The organism is Caldicoprobacter guelmensis (assembly GCF_016908415.1).
In the GTDB taxonomy this organism is placed as follows: Bacteria; Bacillota; Clostridia; order Caldicoprobacterales; family Caldicoprobacteraceae; genus Caldicoprobacter; species Caldicoprobacter guelmensis.
Window position 1 is genome coordinate 128,800 of record NZ_JAFBDW010000003.1, and the last position, 19,279, is coordinate 148,078.

The window sequence follows — 19,279 nt, forward strand, 5'->3', positions numbered from 1 at the left end:
GATGTTGGCCCAGCCTCCATCCCTTACCCGTCGTCTCGGCATAATAATACCCACACAAATCACAGAGCCCTCTTTACAAAAAACAAAATAATCCCTGCCTTTTTTCAAGGCAGGGATTATTTTTCCTAACTAAAGAATTAATTTTACGCCCTTGCCCTGTTCTTTGACAGCACGTCAAATGCCACGGCCACCAGCAGAACAAAGCCTTTAATAATCATTTGCATATCACTGCCTACACCCATTATGGACATACCATTGTTGAGCACACCCATAACCAGCGCGCCGATAATGGAACCGGTAACTGTACCTATACCGCCGTAAGCCGATGCACCCCCAATGAAGCAGGCCGCAATGGCATCCAGCTCAAAGTTTATACCGGCTTGGGGCGAAGCGGCATTCAGACGTGCTGCAAATACGATACCGGCTACTGCTGCAAGAAAAGCCATGTTTACGTAGGTGAAAAACAAGACTTTATTGGTATTAATACCAGAAAGCTTTGCAGCCTTCTCGTTACCGCCCATAGCATAAATATAACGTCCTGGGACGGTTTTGGTGGTAAAAAACGAATATACAAAGACCAAAATCCCTATCAAAACAAGTATAATGGGTAATCCCTTGTAGGCCGCCAACCAATAAGCAAACAAGTTTATACCAATGAGAACCAGTATAATCTTCATAATAAACAGCGGCATTGTGATTACTTCAAAGCCGTATCTTTTCTGTTCTGCTCTTTTCTTAAACTGGAAGATCACATAAATTACGGAAATAATGGCTCCAACCATAAGCGCCGTAATATTTAAGCTGATACCAAGGCCTTTAAACATATCCGGAATAAAGCCCGCACTTATTTGCTGAAACTTCTCGGGGAAGGGCGATAATGTAAGCCCTTTTAACATTGCAATGGTGAGCCCCCTGAACATAAGCATCCCGGCAAGGGTTACAATAAAAGCGGGTATTCTTAAATAAGCAATCCAAAACCCCTGCCATACCCCTATCGCTATCCCTATTAAGAGGCAGATAAATATGGCTAAACCCACATCCATTTTCATGTTTATTATAAGGGTTCCTGCAACAGCGCCGATAAAGGCACTTACAGACCCTACCGAAAGGTCAATGTTGCCACCCGACAATATACAAAGCGTCATTCCTATAGCCAGAATTAACACGTAACTGTTCTGCAAAACCAGGTTTGTAACATTCATGGGTAAAAGCAAAGTACCATTGGTAAGAATCTGAAAAAATACAGTTATAACGATGAGAGCGATGAACATCGCATATTGTCTTATATTGTTTTTAAAGACGTCTTTGATGTGCTGCATTACACGACCTCCTTAATGCTCTGCATAATGCATTTCATTATACTCTCTTGAGATGCTTCATTGCGGTAAAGTTCCCCTACAATCCTTCCCTCATTCATAACATATACTCGATCGCACATCCCTAAAATCTCGGGGAGCTCAGACGAAATAAGGATAATAGCTTTTCCTTCATCGGCAAGGCTGTTTATGATTTTATAAATCTCATATTTAGCGCCTACATCTATACCCCTGGTAGGTTCGTCCAGTATCAGTATATCAGGCTTAGCAAAAATCCACTTGCTGAGTAGAACCTTTTGCTGATTTCCCCCTGATAAATTGCCTGTTTTTTGCAATATGCTGCTGCACTTAATATTGAGCTTTCTGCGATACTCCTCAGCAACGTATATTTCCCTGTTTTCATCAACCACCAGGTTTTTGCTTATGTTATCAAGGCTTGCAAGAGAGATGTTTCTTTTAATATCATCGATCAAAATAAGTCCGGCTGATTTTCGATCTTCAGTAACATAAGCCAACCCGTTTTCTATTGCCTGGCGTACGCTGTTTATAACCAATTCCCTGCCGTTCTTTATTATTTTACCGCTTATATTCTTCCCATAAGATTTCCCGAACACGCTCATGGCAAACTCGGTCCTGCCTGAGCCCATAAGGCCGTATATCCCTACAATTTCACCTTTCCTCACCTTGATGTTTACATTCTTAATCACTTTTCGTCCTTCAATTAAAGGATGATATACAGTCCAGTTTTTTACTTCAAAAATGACTTCGCCAATCTTAGGCGTCCTCTCGGGGAAACGGTTTGTAAGCTCACGCCCTACCATCCCTTTGATAATTCTATCTTCGCTTACATCATCTTTTTGTTTGTCAAGGGTTTCAACCACACGGCCGTCCCTGAGAATTGTGATGGAATCAGCAACTTTTAGCACTTCATTTAACTTGTGTGAAATCAATATACAAGTAATGCCTTCTTTTTTAAGTTCCAGCAGGAGATTTAAAAGATTCTCTGAATCCTCTTCATTTAAAGCAGCCGTTGGTTCATCCAAAATAAGCAGCTTTACATTCTTGGCCAGTGCCTTTGCAATTTCCACAAGCTGTTGTTTGCCCACCCCTATATCTTTTATAAGGGTAGCAGGATTTTCCCTGAGCCCCACTTTTTTCATAAGCTTTACAGCTTGCACATAAGTCTGGTTCCAATTTATGAGCCACTTTTTCGCTCGCTCGTTACCTAAAAATATATTTTCCCCTATAGAAAGAGAGGGCACTAAAGCCAACTCTTGATGAATAATGACTATACCTGTCTTTTCGCTGTCCTTAATGCCTTTAAATGCGCATTCCTTGCCTTCAAACAAAATGCTACCACTGTAAGTCCCATAAGGGTAAACGCCGCTCAATACATTCATAAGGGTGGACTTTCCTGCCCCGTTTTCACCTACAAGGGCATGGATCTCACCTTTTCGGACTTTGAGGTTAACATTATCCAACGCTTTTACCCCAGGAAAAACTTTTGTGATATTCCTCATCTCAAGAATGTATTCCACCGCTCTATCAACCCCTAAACGCCATTGTATTAATTCGACATCATATTTACAAGCCGAACAGCTAACTTCTGTTCGGCTTGTAAATACTTCTTTTGTTTGGATATCTTCTAATTTACATTCCAAATTGCTGTTTATTGTTTTAGATCGGCTTCAGTATAGTAACCGCTATCCAGTAATATCTCCTTATAGTTGTTGACATCCACATATATGGGCTCGCAAAGATATGAAGGAACCACCTTCACCCCATTATGATAAGTCTTAGTGTCGTTGACAGGTACCTCTTTGCCCTGCATCATAGCATCAATCATCTCAACAACCTTGGCGGCAAGTACCCGTGTATCCTTAAATACAGACATCGACTGCTGTCCGTTGATCATGGCAATTACATTAGGTTTATCACAGTCCTGCCCTGTTAAGATTGGATAGGGTTTATCAGGTGTACCATACCCGTTGTTTTTAAGGGAAGCGACAATACCTATTGCTAAACTATCATTGGGCGATAATATAGCATCCAGCTTGGTCCCACCCGCATAATAGGCCGTGATCAAATTGTCCATCCTTGCCTGAGCTTTAGCAGAATCCCAACCTGGAATGGCCACCGTTACAAAATCCTTTTGGCCACTTACCACAACCAGCTGACCGTTGTCAATATAGGGCTGTAGTACACTCATAGCGCCGTTGTAGAAGAATGTGGCATTATTGTCATCGGGTGAACCGGCAAATATCTCTATATTGTACGGTCCCTTCCCTTCCTTTAATCCAAGCTTTTCTTCGATATACTGTCCCTGAATAACGCCAACCTTGAAATTGTCAAATGTGGCATAGTAATCAACGTGTTCCGACTGCATGATAAGGCGGTCATACGCAATGACCTTTATGCCATTTTCAGCCGCTTTTTTAAGCACATCAGTAAGAGCTGAACCATCGATAGACGCAATTACCAGAACCTTGCTCCCTTTAAGGATCATATTCTCGATTTGCTGTATCTGCGTATTTACATCGTTGTTTGCATACTGAAGGTCAACCTTGTATCCTTTAGCCTCAAGTTGTGCTTTCAAGTTAGCCCCGTCCTGATTCCACCTCTGCAAAGACTGGGTGGGCATGGCAATACCAATCAGAATGTCCTTCTTCTCCGAAGAACCAGATGAAGGATTGGATGAAGTTGGTGAACCACATGCGGCAATGCTCAACATAATAGCCGCTGCCAAAACAAGAATAATAAGTTTCTTCATTTAGAGCTCCCCCTTCATTTAATATAAGGATTTATTAGCCATGCCCATTATACAGTTCTTGCAATCGATGCTCAACGTAATGAGATGCCCAGTTGCTTTAAAAACATGCCCCCTTAAAAAGCAATATTTTACCCATCTGCACTCTATTGCGGTACAAGCTTTAGCGCAATTTCTCCCTATACTCGGTGGGGGTCACCCCTTCATATTTTTTAAATACCTTGCTAAAATAATTAGGATCATTGTACCCCACCAAATAGCATATCTCCTTGACGCTGAGGGAATCGTCCTTAAGCAGTTCCTTGGCTTTGTTTATCCTAATCAAATTTAAATAATCAGAGAAATTATACCCAAACACCTTTTTAAAGGTACGGCTGAAATAATAGGGGCTAAAATTAAATTTTGCAGCAGTATCCTTAAGGTTAATATCTTCTCTCAAGTTATCGGTAATATATTGCTCTACCGCTTTAAAAAGAGCAAATTTTTCCCCTGAACCATTTTTAAACCTGTCATCTAGAAATTGATCTTGTTCTATCAGGTGCTCTACATCTTCATAATGAACTACACTGACATTTTCAGATGAATATTCCAAGGCTTCACGGGCTTCCTGATACGACTCATGCATTAGATGTATACCATCATAACATCTCCCTAATCCAATTTTAACCGATATGCCAAAAAATCTCTTTACCTCGCTTTTAACATCTAAAGCCAGATTGATGACATTTAATTTGGTCTCCTCAGTATCATTAGAAAGTGGCCTCTCAATAAAATAAATCAAATCCTTGGTAAAGCGATAGCTTCCTATAGCCTTATAACGCTGGTTCAAAAAAAGCTTTATATGTTCGCCAATCTGCGCCTTTAATCCTTCTGTAACGTAAATCGTTCCGTTGCTATCTTTTTCTTTTAGCTTTACCACCATACAAAACGAATTTTTAAAATATATGTTCAAATAGTCCATGTACATTTCAACGTCGATAACTTCCAGCATATCATTGACAATGGAATAGCTCAGCTCATTCTCCATTACAGGAATCAAATTGTATATCTTCTCCTGGTATTCAATCTCTCTCTTGCGCTTTTCTTTCTCTGATTGTACGTGTTCAACAGCATCCATGATTTTATTCCGCAATTCAGTACGATCAAACGGCTTTAAAATATATTCCTTGACGTTATTCCTTACTGCTTCCACGGCATAGTCAAAATAGTCGTACGCTGTAAGAATCATAAAATAAGCATAAGGTAAAAAATTCCTAATTTCCTGTATGGCTTTTAATCCATCAATCCCCGGCATTTTTATATCGATAATCACAATATCTGGCCTTAGACGTTCGGAAACCTCTATGGCCTCCCTTCCATTCCGTGCCTCTCCAATTTCAATCTGTTCTTCTTTCTCCTTAAATGTAGTTTCTATCACTTCTCTTATGGAGTCACGAACATACTTTTCATCATCGGCAATTAAAAATCTTATCATGGCTTGCTCTACTCCTTTATAGGAATTTTGAGGTATACCCTGGTGCCACAACCTTTTTTACTCTCAATTGAGAAGATATCATCACGGTTATACATCAGCTTAAGCCTCTGGACGACGCTCCTTATGCCCAGCCCCGTAGTATGTCCCACAGGCCGCTGCTCCGGGCTATCTGACATAATCTCTTTCAACATATCCTCGTCCATACCACAGCCCGTGTCCTCTATAAGTATTGTACAGAACCCTCCTTGTTCGGTTATCTCAATATTTATAACCCCACCTTCTTCCTTGGGCTCTATACCGTGTATAAAGGCGTTTTCTACAAAAGGCTGTAGAGTCATCGCAGGAACCACTATTTTCTTCAAATCAACATTGATCTTTAAATTAAACTCAAACCTATCCTCATACCTTATTTTTTGAATATACATGTATTGCTTTACAACATTTACTTCCTCCTCTAAAGTGGCATTTCGATCCATCATGCTCAAGCTGTACCTTAGGATACCGGCAACCGCTCTTATAAGGCTTTCGGTTTTATGGGCATTTTCCTTGACCGCCGTCTGGCTTATGCAGTTTAAAGTATTGAACAAAAAATGGGGATTTATCTGCGCCTGTAGCACTTTTAGCTGTGACACTTTCAGGGCGTTTTCGTAACTCAAAAGCTTCATCTTCTCATCCTGAAGTTTCCTTTCCAGCTCGGCTTTTTCCTGCAAAGATTCAATGTATTTGCTTATGTGGGTAATCATCTTGCGGAAAGCCTCCGAGAGAATGTCCAATTCATAAATATACGTCCTCTCGCCCTCGTTATAGGTAAAATCCCCTTTAACCACCTTTTCCGAGGCACTTACCAACTCTTTCAGCTTTCTAGTGATATCGCCTATGAACAACAGCGTATAAATAGCGCTTAACATCAATGCTACCATTATATAAGCCATCAATATTTTATTGATATACTCCTGCTTTTGCTTTAACCCCCTATATATAGTTACATTATAGTCGAAATAACTGTCACTCAGCATTGATATAAAAGTATTGCAATAGGATACAATCTCTTTCGTCCAAACATATTCATCATAATACACATCAACCCCAGAACGATCGTCATAAACTTTAATAGTACGGTCTGCTGCTTGTTTAAAGCTTTCAAGGGAATTTAAAAGGTCCCTTAAAATGTATCTACTTCTAAGGTCCGAATCCTGCTGGAGTGCCGCTACATCTTCAACAGCTTTATCATAATGAAACTCATAAAGACGCTTGGATTCTTCGGCGTTGGTCAATATATATTGATTAAAGTGGGAAAACGATTGGTTTAAGTTGTTTTTAATTTCATTGGTAATGCTCATTTTGTTCATCATAATATTATAAATACTGCTTATTCTGTTGCTCATTATTAAAGACACGACATTGCTAGTAGCAATAGGCAATATAATAATCACAGCAAATATAAGAAATTTGTTCCTTAAGCTACTGGCTTTCGTTATAGTACTCCTGTTGCTGTTTTCTGAACTCATCAAGGTTTTCCTTATCAACCACCAACACATCTGTAATAAACAACCCCTTCGTAGTTTTTCCTTCAATGTTATCCATAATAATATTCACGGCTTTATATCCCATAACATAAGGCTGTTGCACCACGGTAGAAGTAATTATTCCCTTCTCGATGTTGTCAAGGGTCTCTGGCAAATCATCAAAACAGATAATTTTTACTTTCCCAACAAGCCCCAAACTCTTAACCGCCTTGGCTGCACCTAACCCATCCAAAGCCGAAGTACAAAACAACGCTTTTACATCGGGATGCCGATTTAAAATCTTTCTGGCTGCCAGCTCGGCTTCCAACAGATACGAGTCTGATGACTCAATGGCGGCTATAACTATATTTGAGTTGCTACTTATATAGCTTTTAAATCCTTCCACCCTCTCTATCTGATTCTTTACACTTTTGCCGCCCATAATTATAGCAACCTTGCCTTCGGTACCTATCTGACGAATTACTTCTCTACCCCCCACTCTTCCCGCTTCTACATTATCGGTACCCACATATGCAAGGCGCTTGCTGTTCTCGGCATCCGAATCCACAGTGACTAATGGCATACCACCTTCTATGACCTTATTTATGACATCGTTATATCGCGTTTCATCCTGCACATAGGCTATTATCCCACTCACCTTTGCAGCATACGCCATCTTGATCAACCGTATGCCCTCCTCAACGCTTGCACTCTCTGGGCCCTGAAAATCTATTATGACACCTCTTTCCTTGGCAGCCTTTTCTGCTCCTAACCTCACCTGTTTCCAGTAAGGATTGGCATAAACGTGGCTTATGAGCACTATTTTGGGCTTTATTTCCTCCTCAACCGGTTTTTCATACTTCAAGCTGTCGAGCAACACAACATTGAATACAATGAAAATCAAAACTGCCAAATAATATACCGAGTATTTCAATAGCCTTTTCACCTTTTTCACTCCTCCGTGACTAAGCCAAGTCCCTTTTTAAAACCTTATAACCAGTAAACCATGCTCTTTTATATTATAACACTATTAGGTGGAATTTGCACCAATGTAAACCTTGCTATTGTGTCGAGTATACAATTACCTCAAAAAATAAAAGCAATATTTTTAGTGGTATAGAGTGCACTATTACGAAATTAAAAAAGCCGCTCAATAAACTGGTATTTAAGCCAGTTCAAGAGCAGCTTATTTGTTCTGGTTAGTCTTCATCGGTCACATCAGAAAATAATTCTGAATCAAAAAAATCTTTCATGCTAATCCCTAACCCAAAACAAACATAGTATATAGTCTTTACAGTCGGATTCTTGCTCTTCCCATGTACGATATCATTAAGCGTTGACTGAGGTATACCTGCCAAGTTTGCAAGTTTATTTATAGTTATGTTGTTTTCTTTACATAATTGTAAGATCCTCAAGGAAATCGCTTCGTTAATAGTCATGGTATACTACCTCTCTATTTTGGAGAGAAGTATACCAAATTTTTATCAAAAATATTAACGATATATCGTTGACAAACGAAAAAGTCTATAGTAAAATAAAATTAACGATATATCGTTAATGGAAGTTGGCTTAACTTATATTTTCCATAGTTACAAAATGGATTACAAAATAATGGGTATAGGTAGATAACCGTGAAATTATGATAGAATAGTTGACATCTAGCATACATTGATGGAATATCTAGGCAACACATAAACCATTAGACGATTAAATCAAATGGAAAACTCGTTGCTGCATTCCCGTACCACTCTACTCCTGCCAACATGATCCAGCAGTTATGAAACATACCTAAAAAATACCTCTTACTCCTTTATCGCTCCCAGCATAATTCCAGCAACAAAATACCTTTGCAGGAATGGGTAAACAATAAGCATGGGTATCATTGCTATAAACACCTTTGCAGCGTTTAAAGATTGATTTGAGAGCTCTGACAACCTTTTATATTGATCCGGAGTCAAGCTTGTATTCGTGGGAATGCTCACCACCAGCTGCTGGATATATGTCTGCAACGGATATTTGGTGGCATCGCTCATCAATACCAGCCCATGAAAGAATTCATTCCAGTGATAAACACCCACGAACAAAGTAATAGTCGCAATAACCGGTATAGAGCAGGGAACAACAATTCCAAATAATATACGCCATGGCCCTGCACCGTCAATTACCGCTGCTTCTTCAATATCCTTAGGTAAACTCCTAAAAAAATTCATGATGAGAATGGTATTGAATATCGGCAGACCTCCTGCCAATACAAGTGCCCATATAGTATCCAGCAAACCATAATTTCGAACAGTAATATACCATGGGATCAATCCACCATTAAAAAGCATACAAAAGATGAGAAGCCACATGATTATATCCCTGGCTCTAAACTCGTCCTTTGATTTTGAAAGCGGATAAGCCATCATTATTCCCACTAAAAGCGAAATACCGGTTCCTAAAATAGTGCGTTGTATGGATATCCAAAAAGAGTTAAAAAATTTAATATCACTTATGATCTCCTTATAAGAAACAAGCGAAAAACCAATGGGATAAAACGTAACCAACCCTGCATTAGCCGCTGACTTATTGGAAATAGACAAACAAAACGTATACCACAGCGGATACAAACAGCTTAAAGTTATCAAACCAAGTATTACTATATTAGCGACATCGAAAGCTCGAGACCAAAACGTCCTATCCCTGACCAACAGCTATTCCCCCTCTAAAATATCTTGTAATCGGCAAATTTATAGGCAAGCACATAAGAGATAGTAATCAAAACAAAACTTACCACCGATTTGAATAGCCCCGCCGCAGTTGCAAGAGAAAACTGCAAATTAGTGAGCCCTAATCTATAGATCCAGGTATCCAAAATATCCCCTGTAGAGTACACCAGAGGATTGTATAAGTTGTACACCTGGTCAAATCCCGCATTCAGAATGTTACCAAGTCCCAGGACCCCTAATAGTACAATGGTGGATTTTAACTCTGGCAACGTGACATACCATGTTCTTTGCCAGCGATTAGTACCGTCAATGGTTGCTGCTTCATATAAATTAGGATTAATAGACGTCAATGCAGCCAAAAAAATCACAGCATTAAAACCAAAACTCTTCCAAACATCAGTCCCTATGACCAGCTGACGAAAAATAGACGGGTCAGCCATAAATAAGCGAGGCTCTAAACCAAACCAACCCCTAATGGTGTTTATGGCTCCCCTGTAACCAAATATATTTATAACTATACTGGCCATTATAACCCATGATATAAAATGCGGCAAATAAACGATAGTTTGTACAAGTTTCTTATATTGCAATTGCGTAACTTCATTTAACAATAAGGCGAATATAAGTGGAATAAGAAGATTGAGCACAATTTTACCGCTTGAAATAATGAGGGTATTTATAATTACCTGCTTACTATCATCTAATTGCATTAAATACCTGAAATTTTCCAATCCAATCCATTCAGAACCAAAAATCCCTAGCCCCGGATTATAGTCCTGAAAAGCCATAACAATGCCCACCATTGGAACGATGCTGAACAAAAACAACCAAACCAACCCTGGTAAAACCATTAAATAGTAATGTTTTTCGACATTTCCCCTCTTGCCTTTCATAATCCACTTCTCCTTAAATTTCAAAATTAAACTTAAAAATTTTTATTAGGCGAGACGCCGAATGCCAGCATCTCGCCTAATTCAATTACGTTCATTTATTTTTTCTTATCGTACTCAGCCTGTACTTCGGCGGTTATTTCGTCTCCGCCTTGTGCCTTCCACTTCTCTACAAATTTATCAAAGCTACTAATAGGTTCTTGTCCAAGGATAATTTTAAGAATAGTCTCATCTTCTAACTTCTGGAGATTAGCCCATTTTCTCTCCATGGTCTCAGTCTGGTTGTATGTCACGCTGTAGACCTTCTTGTCAGGAGTAATGGTCGCATATGGGCGATTGCCTATCAGCAACGAGTAGAAGCGCTGGAACTTACCAAAATCACTCTTATCAAAATCCTGAATATTGAGAACTTCATTGTTGAGATCAGCTGGTTTAACTACATTTCTAATAGCTTTTGCATCCGCATAAATTAGTTTGTATGGATTACCGGGTATATTATAATCTTCAGGATCAGCCTGCCCTCTCAAAATCTTCCACAACTCTCTATATTCGTATTCACACTCGTCTGCTGGTGCCATGACATTGCGCAACGGATACCAGCCAATCGCAACAGAAGTATCAAAAATACCCTCATCCCGTACAAGCACGTTGTTCATAATTATTATTGCTTTAGCAACATCTTCACTTGCCTTTTTACTGATCAACGTATAACTTGTACCAACCGTTTTCATACGCACATTCCACTTGCCATCATCGCTATAAACCGGATAAGCCTGCCAGTTGGCATTGGGGTCATTTTTAAACGAATCGCCATTTCCGTACCCTATGCTCCACCATGGTCCAAAGAAAATACCCGCTTGATTAGCGTTAACAACCTCAGCCGAAGAATCCCTTGTACCTAATTCAGGGTCAATAATACCCTCTTTATACCATCTAGCAAGAAGTTCCAATGTTTTCTTTGTGTTCTCGGTTAGAGTGCCATATACCACTTTTCCTGTACCGTCATCCAACCAATACCCTGGGTAAGCATCCATGGCTTGAAATACAGGGTCAAATCCAAATCTATTGTTAGATGACAACAAGAATGTGCTGTAAGGATGACCATTTTTGTCGGGACCTATTATGCCTATGGTATTATCCCCTGCCATCTTATTTTCAATAAACGCCTTGGCTGTTTTCTCAATATCGCTTAAAGTTTTCGGAACGGGAAGGTTTAATTTATCCAGCCAATCTTTGCGTATCATCATGACATATATACCATCGGTATCAACAGTAATGTTGGGAAGTGAAACCATCCTACCATTGTAGCTGGCATTTTCCATAGCACGGCCTTGGGTACTGGCCATAATATCCTTTACCTGCTTAGAAGCATATTTTTCAAACAAATCCGTAATATCATACAACAACCCTGATTTTGCAGCTCTTACCATATAAGTGCGATCATTTACCACCAGCCCATCAGGGAGATCGCCGGAAGCAATTGCTAGGCTGACTTTTTGATTGTAGTTCTCACCCTCTGCTGCAGTCCAATCCACAATAACGTTGATATTAAAGTTTTCTCGTAAATAACGAGTATACTGATTATCCTGTGCACTGTCACCTGGAGGCAGTGTCTTATCAACCGGCGACACGCTCATGCCAATATGCACGTCAACCGGTTTAGGAAATTTCATAAATGCCGGCTCACCACTTGATTCACCCTCCGAAGAGCCATTTTCTGATGGCGTACTTTCTGATTCATTATTAGATGAAGTATTCTCATTGGCATCAGAACTGGGAGTTTTGCTCCCTGAGGAACATGCTACGCTCACCAACGCCAGCATACATACCAGCACAACCGCTATTAATTTTTTAATCAAGTTAATTCCCCCTTCCAATCATTTGTGCTCGAAAACCAGCAAGCCTTCGAGCATTTTGATATTTACACCTTAATGATATTAAAGAAAAATATACTAGTAAACGGTGTACCGTTCTATGTTTATAATACATCTATGCGGATTTGCAACAGGAAGGGGATTCTTGTTGTCTATCCATCTAACAATTATCACTATACGAAGAGAATTTTTGCTTAAATTCCGACGGATACATACCAACCTGTTCATAAAACACGTGGTTGAAATATTTGACATCTTCATAACCTACCGCCTGAGCTATGCTAGCCAATGGTTGGCTTGACTCAAGCAAAAGTTTTTTGGCTACAGCAACTCTCTCCTTCTTCAGATAATCATTAAACGTAATCCCTACCACTTTTTTAAATGCCTGTGAGAAATAGCTTCTGCTCATATTAACGTGGGAAGCCACATCCTCCTGACGAATTTTCTCACCAATATTTTCCCTCACAAAAGCTTTTGCTTTCATCATACACACTGGTATATTGCTCAGGTCTTTAGATTGCAAAGCTTTATGATACAAAGACTCTCTGAAATTCCTCATCCACTCGAGGGCACTCTCAGTATCTTTGATATCCGGCATAGTTTCATTCTTGATCCCAGTGGCCAATTCAATCATCACCAAAAGCTTTATAAACAGCTGCTCTACATAACGCACCGGAACATTGTTTTTTTCTATCTCTGAACACAACTCCTCAAATACTTCATCATCATACAGCCAGTATAGCTGGTACCAACGGCGTTTTATCTTTTCCCATACCTCGGCATTTACACTCGTCTCAAAACTGCGTTCGGCATTCAATCCACCCGTCCTGCTCTTTTCTTCTATCTTCTGTACAATGCGCTGAAAAATCTGATCGTAATCTTCAGACTCAAGCTCTGCTTTAGAAATATAATCCAGTGCACCCAAACGAAGTGCCGTTTGAACGTATTCAAAGTTCTCGTGAAACGTCAGCACAACAAAATTAACGTTGGGATACATCTCCCGTACCCTCTCCATTAACTCTATCCCCGACATCACAGGCATTGCAAGGTCAACAAACATCAGGTCCACCGGATTATTTTCAAGAAACTCCAGGGCTTTTGCGCCATTGGGTACGTCGCCCACAACCTGCATGTTATAAGAATTCCAGGGCATCATTGAAATTAGCCCTTTACGCGCCAGCTTATCGTCTTCAACTACCAATACGCGAATCATTGCCCATCCTCCTTCAGCAGAGTGGTAAAAAGAGCTTAACTGTAGTTCCCTGAAGAGGTCTACTATTAACAACCATTGAAGCACGATCCCCATAAAAAGATTCAAGCATGAAATAAACATATCGTAAACCTATACCCTGACCAAACGCCCCGTTATTCAAACTACCTGGATAGCGAATAGTTTCGAGGATTTGCGGATCCAACCCCTTCCCGTTGTCCTGAATAACCACTTTGATCATATTGTTTTGATAATCCGGCGATACGTCTACAATTAGTATACCATTTTGATCAAGGCCGTGGCAAATAGCGTTTTCTGCCAACGGCTGTAATATAAGTCGCGGTACATGGATATCAAGATAATCACCTTCTACCACGTTCACAAAGGCTTCAAAGTCATAGCGCATTTTTTGCAAGTCCAGATAAGTCTGAAGCATTTTTATTTCAGTCCTAAGAGTGGTATCCTGATCCGTCTTCCCTAGGCTGTAGCTTAGAATGTAATTGAGTTTTGATATATAGTTGCTTATATCGTGCTGCTTGTTTATGACAGCCATCCAATGAACAGAATTTAACGCATTCATCAAAAAATGCGGATTAATTTGATAATACAATTTTTCCACTTCCAGAGCATGGCGCTGTTTCTCCTTCTTCTCTATATCGCGCATGAGATCTTGAATCTGCATTTTCATGGTATTGAACCTATCAAACATTCGATCAAACTCTTCAATACCGATGTGATAGTCTATCATTTCCATATTACCCCTGCCAACTTCCTCCATCTCGCGCTCGAATAAATGTAAGGGCTTATAGATCAATTGATAAAGCATGATACCTATCAAAGCAACAATAAGCAGAATAACAAAGGTAATAATCAGCATGGTGGTGCTCCATGCATAAAGTTCACGATTATAGCTACTGATTGGTACCAAAATGATATTTGTAAAACCGTGTTGGCTCTTTCTTTGATTCCATATATAACCATCAATTCTTCCCGTTGGCTCTTGCGAACCCAACTCAAATCTATGACCAACACTAAAAATCTCTGGAGAACTGCTATACTTTATCTCTTTATTTTCATCTATCTGTAAAAATATATAACTCATACGTTGAGCATTAAAAAGCGCATTTAAACTTTTTTCAATCTCACTTCTTGCTTCAACATAAATTACCATTTTAACGCTATTTGAAAACAAAGCAGTGCGCGTCACCGAAATAACTTGCTGATCTCCGAATCTGTACATAGAAGGATGGAAAGTATGATAGGTTATTTCCAAATGCTGTTTTAACTTTGGTAAATTTTCCAAGGAAAATTCATCAATCGGAGGAAGGTTATAAAATAAAACGGAATCCTCTTGAGGGTTATAATACATAGCAACAACTACATTGGGATATGGATAAGTAACAAGCTCGATATTCTTCGATATTCTGCGTGTCAATACCGATTTGTTATAAGGCTGAGTAGTAAAAAAGTACTCGTCCACATCACTACCTATATGCCCTTGTGGCATCATCTGCTGCGTAATCTGCATTATGCTGTAATAATCCCTATCCAATTGATCCGTAAGACGCTCCAATGTAGATGATAGAGCCGTATTTATCTTGTTCTGCTGGATGGAAATAATTGAATTATATGACACTATTGCAGAAAAGATTAAGCTTATTATAGTACTGACTCCCAATAAAAAAATTAATCTCTGCTTAAGAGAATTGAATTTCAATACATTTGCACATCTTAACAATCTGTTTAAGATGCTATTAAACAGCAACATCATTCTGCTTACCACCGTTCCTCACTCAACCATTCAATCAAAAACCATTTTTAATATGCCTATTCCGAGCACAAAATTTGAAAAAATTCAACGCTGGTGCACTATTTTTTTATGCACCAGCCGGTAAAATTTCCTTGTGCCTCCAATAACTTACTAATCCTTCATGATACTATAATATCCCCAAATTCCCACAGCTGCCCCAGCAGAGTCTATGAGCACATCTTTTATCTGTGATCCCCTGCCTGGCACAAACAGCTGGTGTATTTCATCGGTAGCAGCGTATACAATACAGATAGCCAAAGCCAGAGCAAAAGCTTTAAATGTCGGAACGCCGCTTATTTCCAATGCATTCGCGGTTAAAACGCCCAGCACAAAATAGACTGCAAAATGGGCAACTTTCCTAACCAAGTAGTTGAGTATTGCTACGTCGAAAATCAGCTCAATTGAAGGCACAATCCTTTTTGCAAGCCGAAGGATAAACAGCGTTACACTTTTGCTCAAGCCATCGGATTCATGTGCAGGTTGAGCCGAAAACAAGAAGATGACAGCCATCCACGCAAATACAAGAGTCCATGACACCAGTGTCGATATTCTTTTCTTTCCCATCGAATACATTACATTTTCACGCCCAGCTTTTTACAGAAAAAGCAATTGCTCTTTTTACAACTGTGTCATGGACCTGCGCCGCTTGAATGCACGGCCAATTATTCCTCATACCCATTAGGATTGTTCTTTTGCCAGTTCCATGAATCCCTGCACATGTCCTCAAGGTTTTTCTCTGCCTTCCAGCCCAGTTCTTTGTGCGCTTTTGTGGGATCAGCATAACACTTGTCTACATCCCCCGGCCTTCTCCCGGTAATGATGTAGGGTATCTTTACACCGTTAACCCTTTCAAAAGTCTTGACCACGTCAAGCACGCTATACCCCACACCCGTTCCCAGATTGTACACTTCCACGCCTTTGTCCTTCATCACCTTCTCCAGTGCCTTCAGGTGCCCTTTAGCCAAATCAACCACATGGATGTAGTCCCTGACACCCGTACCGTCATGAGTGTCATAGTCGTTACCAAATACATACAGCTTTTCTCGTTTTCCTACAGCCACCTGGGTTATATAGGGCATCAAATTGTTGGGTATGCCGTTGGGGTCCTCACCTATCCTGCCGCTCTCGTGGGCACCTATCGGGTTAAAGTAACGCAGTAGAACAACGCTCCACTCGTTATCCGCAACATACACATCTTTCAAAATCTCCTCTATCATATATTTGGTACGCCCATATGGATTGGTGGGGCAAAGCGGGAAATCCTCCTTTATTGGAACACTTTTAGGCTTGCCGTATACAGTGGCAGAGGAGCTGAAGACTATTTTTTTGACGCCATGCTTCTGCATGACCTCGCACAGTATGATGGTACCCGTGATGTTGTTGTAATAGTACTTGAGCGGTATGGCCACCGACTCACCAACGGCCTTAAGCCCTGCAAAGTGTATGACAGCTTGAATGTCGTTCTCCGAAAACACCTTGTCAAGCCCGTCTCTGTCCAGAAGGTCAACGGCATATACCTTGAAATCCTTGTCGGTTATCTCCTTTACACGCCTCAACGCTTCGGGTTTGCTGTTGGAGAAGTTATCCACAACAACGATGTCATAGCCTGCATTTAGCAGCTCCACGCAGGTATGGCTTCCAATATACCCTGCACCACCTGTTACGAGTATAGACATGGTATCCCTCCTCTTCTTTCACCCCAATTCCCTCATTTATACAATTATAAACTCTACCGACCGCCTGACAGCATAAAAATTTATTCTTTCTTTACCATCACCGACAAATATTCTATCATATTCTTTCGGATAATTCATCTTCATTACACAATTTTAAGCCGGCTATTGCAACACACCCCTACTCGCTCAAATACCACTCCTCGATGTTTCTATATATATTGAACTCCCGAGGACTTTTAACTCCATAAACTTTCTCGCTGGTCACAAGCGAAGCAGTCTGAAAACACAGGCTAACCACAGGCAGCTGCTCGACCAGGTGCTTCTGTATGCGGCTGTAAAGCTCAATGAGCTTGGCATCTTCACAAGTCAAAGCCGCCTCGTCGAGCAACTTGTCCAATTCCTCATTGCGGTATCTCATAAAATTATTGAGGCCATTCCCTATCTGTCTAGAATGGAACATGAATCTAACGTCTGGGAATATATCCAGGTAGTAACCGGTCAATACCGCTTCAAACTGGCCGCTTTTCAACCTTTCAGTTAGTTCCTCCCAAGGAAGGACTTCTACCTCCACAGCAATACCTACTCGCTTTAGCTGCTGAGCAATTATTTCCAAGGCATCCTTCCTCAAGATATTTTCAGAGTTTGTTAAAATAGAAAATCTAAGCTCTACTTTTTGGGACCCTATCATCTTATACCTGACCCAACTATTCTCCTCGTAATTTTTCACCAAACCATTTTCAGAAGCCTCATTTTGTAATAATTGAGCTCCTGCGACCTGTTCATGGCCATCATCGTCAATTCCCTCTTCTAACACCTCCCCTTCCCCAGTCAGTTTTTGCGCATTTTGAGCATTTGGCCTACTATTCGCAGTTTGATCTGCTTTATCAAGTGTCCAGCCCGCCTGTTCAAGCAGCTCAACCGCTCTATTAGGGTCATAATCGTATATCCTGTAACTGCTATCGTAAAGCCATGAATCGGAAGGAATGGGAACATCTACAGCCTCTGCATTGTTCAAATATACCTTAAAGATAATATCCTTTCTATCCAGGGCATAGGCAATGGCTTTTCTAACGTTAACATTGCTTAATACCGGATGGTTCATATTAAACGCTAAAAATTCGTAATTGCGCGTGAGATATCGATAGGTCTTTGCATCCTCTTCCCTCGGATAGGGATTAATTACAGTAGCCATAACATTCATCAAATCTATCTGCCCTTCATGGAACGCCTGCCTTACCTGCATCTCATCATGATAAACTCGGGCCAATATGGCATCGATATAAGGCTGTTTCCCCCAATATTTTTCGTTTCTCACCAACCTGATTTGCTTAAGGCCACTACCACCTTCAGCCTGCTGAATTCCTCCATCATCTATCCTATAAGGTCCCGTTCCTATGGGTATCAAACTCATATCCTGTCTGTGCTGTAACATAAACTCATCAGATTGATACACCCGTTTAGGAAGTACAGGAAAGGTCATGATATCCAGTATATTGTTCACAGGTTGAGATAGATACACATTCACCGTATAAGGATCAAATGGGTCTGTCTCAACCTTTTGTATATTCGCATTACCAGCAATGCCCTTTTGATAAAACGAGCCAAGGCGCCCTCCCTGCAATGCCAAAAAGGTAAACACCACGTCATCCCCGGTAAGAGGCCGTCCATCATGAAACACAACGTTTTTCCGTAAATGGAAACGCCACAGCTTTCCGCCGTCTTCCACATCCCACGATTCAGCCAAGCAGGGTTGAGGTTTCATATTCTCATCATATTCAAACAGTCCCTCAAATATCAGGCCAAAAAAATTGATCATGTCCCTGGATTTGGTAAGCAAAGGGTTAAGTGTATCAGGCAATGGTATGGGCACTACCAACTCACCGCCCTTTTTGGGCATAGGAACTTGAACCTTTTCCCCCTTGCTTTCATCTATTCCGATGTCTTGTTCTATGATACTAGGAGCCTCTACAAGCTGGCATGATGTCAAAGACAAGGTATACATAATCAAAAGCAGTAAAGCAAGCCATTTTTTCATATGCCCTCTCAATC

General features: G+C 40.4%; 15 protein-coding genes. All 15 read right to left on the bottom strand.

Annotated elements, in window-relative coordinates:
- Positions 1–143: 143 nt before the first annotated feature.
- The 15 genes from mmsB to JOD02_RS05140 all read right to left on the bottom strand — a co-directional run bounded on the left by mmsB (position 144) and on the right by JOD02_RS05140 (position 19,265).
- A complete protein-coding gene (gene mmsB, locus JOD02_RS05070) occupies positions 144–1,319 on the bottom strand; it encodes a multiple monosaccharide ABC transporter permease (protein ID WP_204487563.1) in 1,176 nt (391 codons plus the stop codon).
- Positions 1,319–2,836, bottom strand: coding sequence for a multiple monosaccharide ABC transporter ATP-binding protein (gene mmsA, locus JOD02_RS05075; protein WP_204487932.1), 1,518 nt, complete (start codon positions 2,834–2,836; stop codon positions 1,319–1,321). Before mmsA ends, mmsB begins: the two co-directional genes overlap by 1 nt.
- A gap of 149 nt (positions 2,837–2,985) precedes the next feature.
- Positions 2,986–4,086 carry a multiple monosaccharide ABC transporter substrate-binding protein gene (gene chvE / locus JOD02_RS05080; RefSeq protein ID WP_204487564.1) on the bottom strand — a complete coding sequence of 367 codons (1,101 nt, stop codon included), beginning with the start codon at positions 4,084–4,086 and terminating at the stop codon, positions 2,986–2,988.
- A gap of 160 nt (positions 4,087–4,246) precedes the next feature.
- Positions 4,247–5,557, bottom strand: a complete 1,311-nt coding sequence (locus tag JOD02_RS05085; protein ID WP_204487565.1) for a helix-turn-helix domain-containing protein — start codon at positions 5,555–5,557, stop codon at positions 4,247–4,249.
- Positions 5,558–5,565: 8 nt separating this feature from the next.
- Complete coding sequence (locus JOD02_RS05090; RefSeq protein WP_243426359.1) at positions 5,566–6,909, bottom strand: sensor histidine kinase; 1,344 nt, start codon at positions 6,907–6,909, stop codon at positions 5,566–5,568.
- 109 nt (positions 6,910–7,018) lie between these two features.
- Positions 7,019–8,008: a sugar-binding protein gene (locus tag JOD02_RS05095; RefSeq protein WP_341534535.1), complete on the bottom strand. Its 990-nt coding sequence runs from the start codon at positions 8,006–8,008 to the stop codon at positions 7,019–7,021.
- A 253-nt stretch (positions 8,009–8,261) separates the two neighbouring features.
- Positions 8,262–8,501 carry a helix-turn-helix domain-containing protein gene (locus JOD02_RS05100; protein WP_204487569.1) on the bottom strand — a complete coding sequence of 80 codons (240 nt, stop codon included), beginning with the start codon at positions 8,499–8,501 and terminating at the stop codon, positions 8,262–8,264.
- Between the two features lie 363 nt (positions 8,502–8,864).
- A complete protein-coding gene (locus tag JOD02_RS05105; protein WP_204487571.1) occupies positions 8,865–9,752 on the bottom strand; it encodes a carbohydrate ABC transporter permease in 888 nt (295 codons plus the stop codon).
- A 14-nt stretch (positions 9,753–9,766) separates the two neighbouring features.
- Positions 9,767–10,663 carry an ABC transporter permease gene (locus tag JOD02_RS05110; protein ID WP_204487572.1) on the bottom strand — a complete coding sequence of 299 codons (897 nt, stop codon included), beginning with the start codon at positions 10,661–10,663 and terminating at the stop codon, positions 9,767–9,769.
- A 95-nt stretch (positions 10,664–10,758) separates the two neighbouring features.
- Complete coding sequence (locus JOD02_RS05115; RefSeq protein ID WP_204487574.1) at positions 10,759–12,519, bottom strand: extracellular solute-binding protein; 1,761 nt, start codon at positions 12,517–12,519, stop codon at positions 10,759–10,761.
- Positions 12,520–12,694: 175 nt separating this feature from the next.
- Positions 12,695–13,747, bottom strand: a complete 1,053-nt coding sequence (locus JOD02_RS05120; protein WP_204487575.1) for a response regulator transcription factor — start codon at positions 13,745–13,747, stop codon at positions 12,695–12,697.
- Positions 13,748–13,760: 13 nt separating this feature from the next.
- On the bottom strand, positions 13,761–15,272 hold the full coding sequence (locus tag JOD02_RS05125) for a sensor histidine kinase (protein ID WP_204487577.1): 1,512 nt from the start codon (positions 15,270–15,272) through the stop codon (positions 13,761–13,763).
- 393 nt (positions 15,273–15,665) lie between these two features.
- Complete coding sequence (locus tag JOD02_RS05130; RefSeq protein ID WP_204487579.1) at positions 15,666–16,127, bottom strand: VanZ family protein; 462 nt, start codon at positions 16,125–16,127, stop codon at positions 15,666–15,668.
- Between the two features lie 89 nt (positions 16,128–16,216).
- A complete protein-coding gene (gene galE, locus JOD02_RS05135) occupies positions 16,217–17,230 on the bottom strand; it encodes a UDP-glucose 4-epimerase GalE (protein ID WP_204487580.1) in 1,014 nt (337 codons plus the stop codon).
- Positions 17,231–17,408: 178 nt separating this feature from the next.
- Entirely contained in the window at positions 17,409–19,265 is a 1,857-nt protein-coding gene (locus JOD02_RS05140; protein WP_204487582.1) for an ABC transporter substrate-binding protein, read from the bottom strand.
- Between the last annotated feature and the right edge of the window lie 14 nt (positions 19,266–19,279).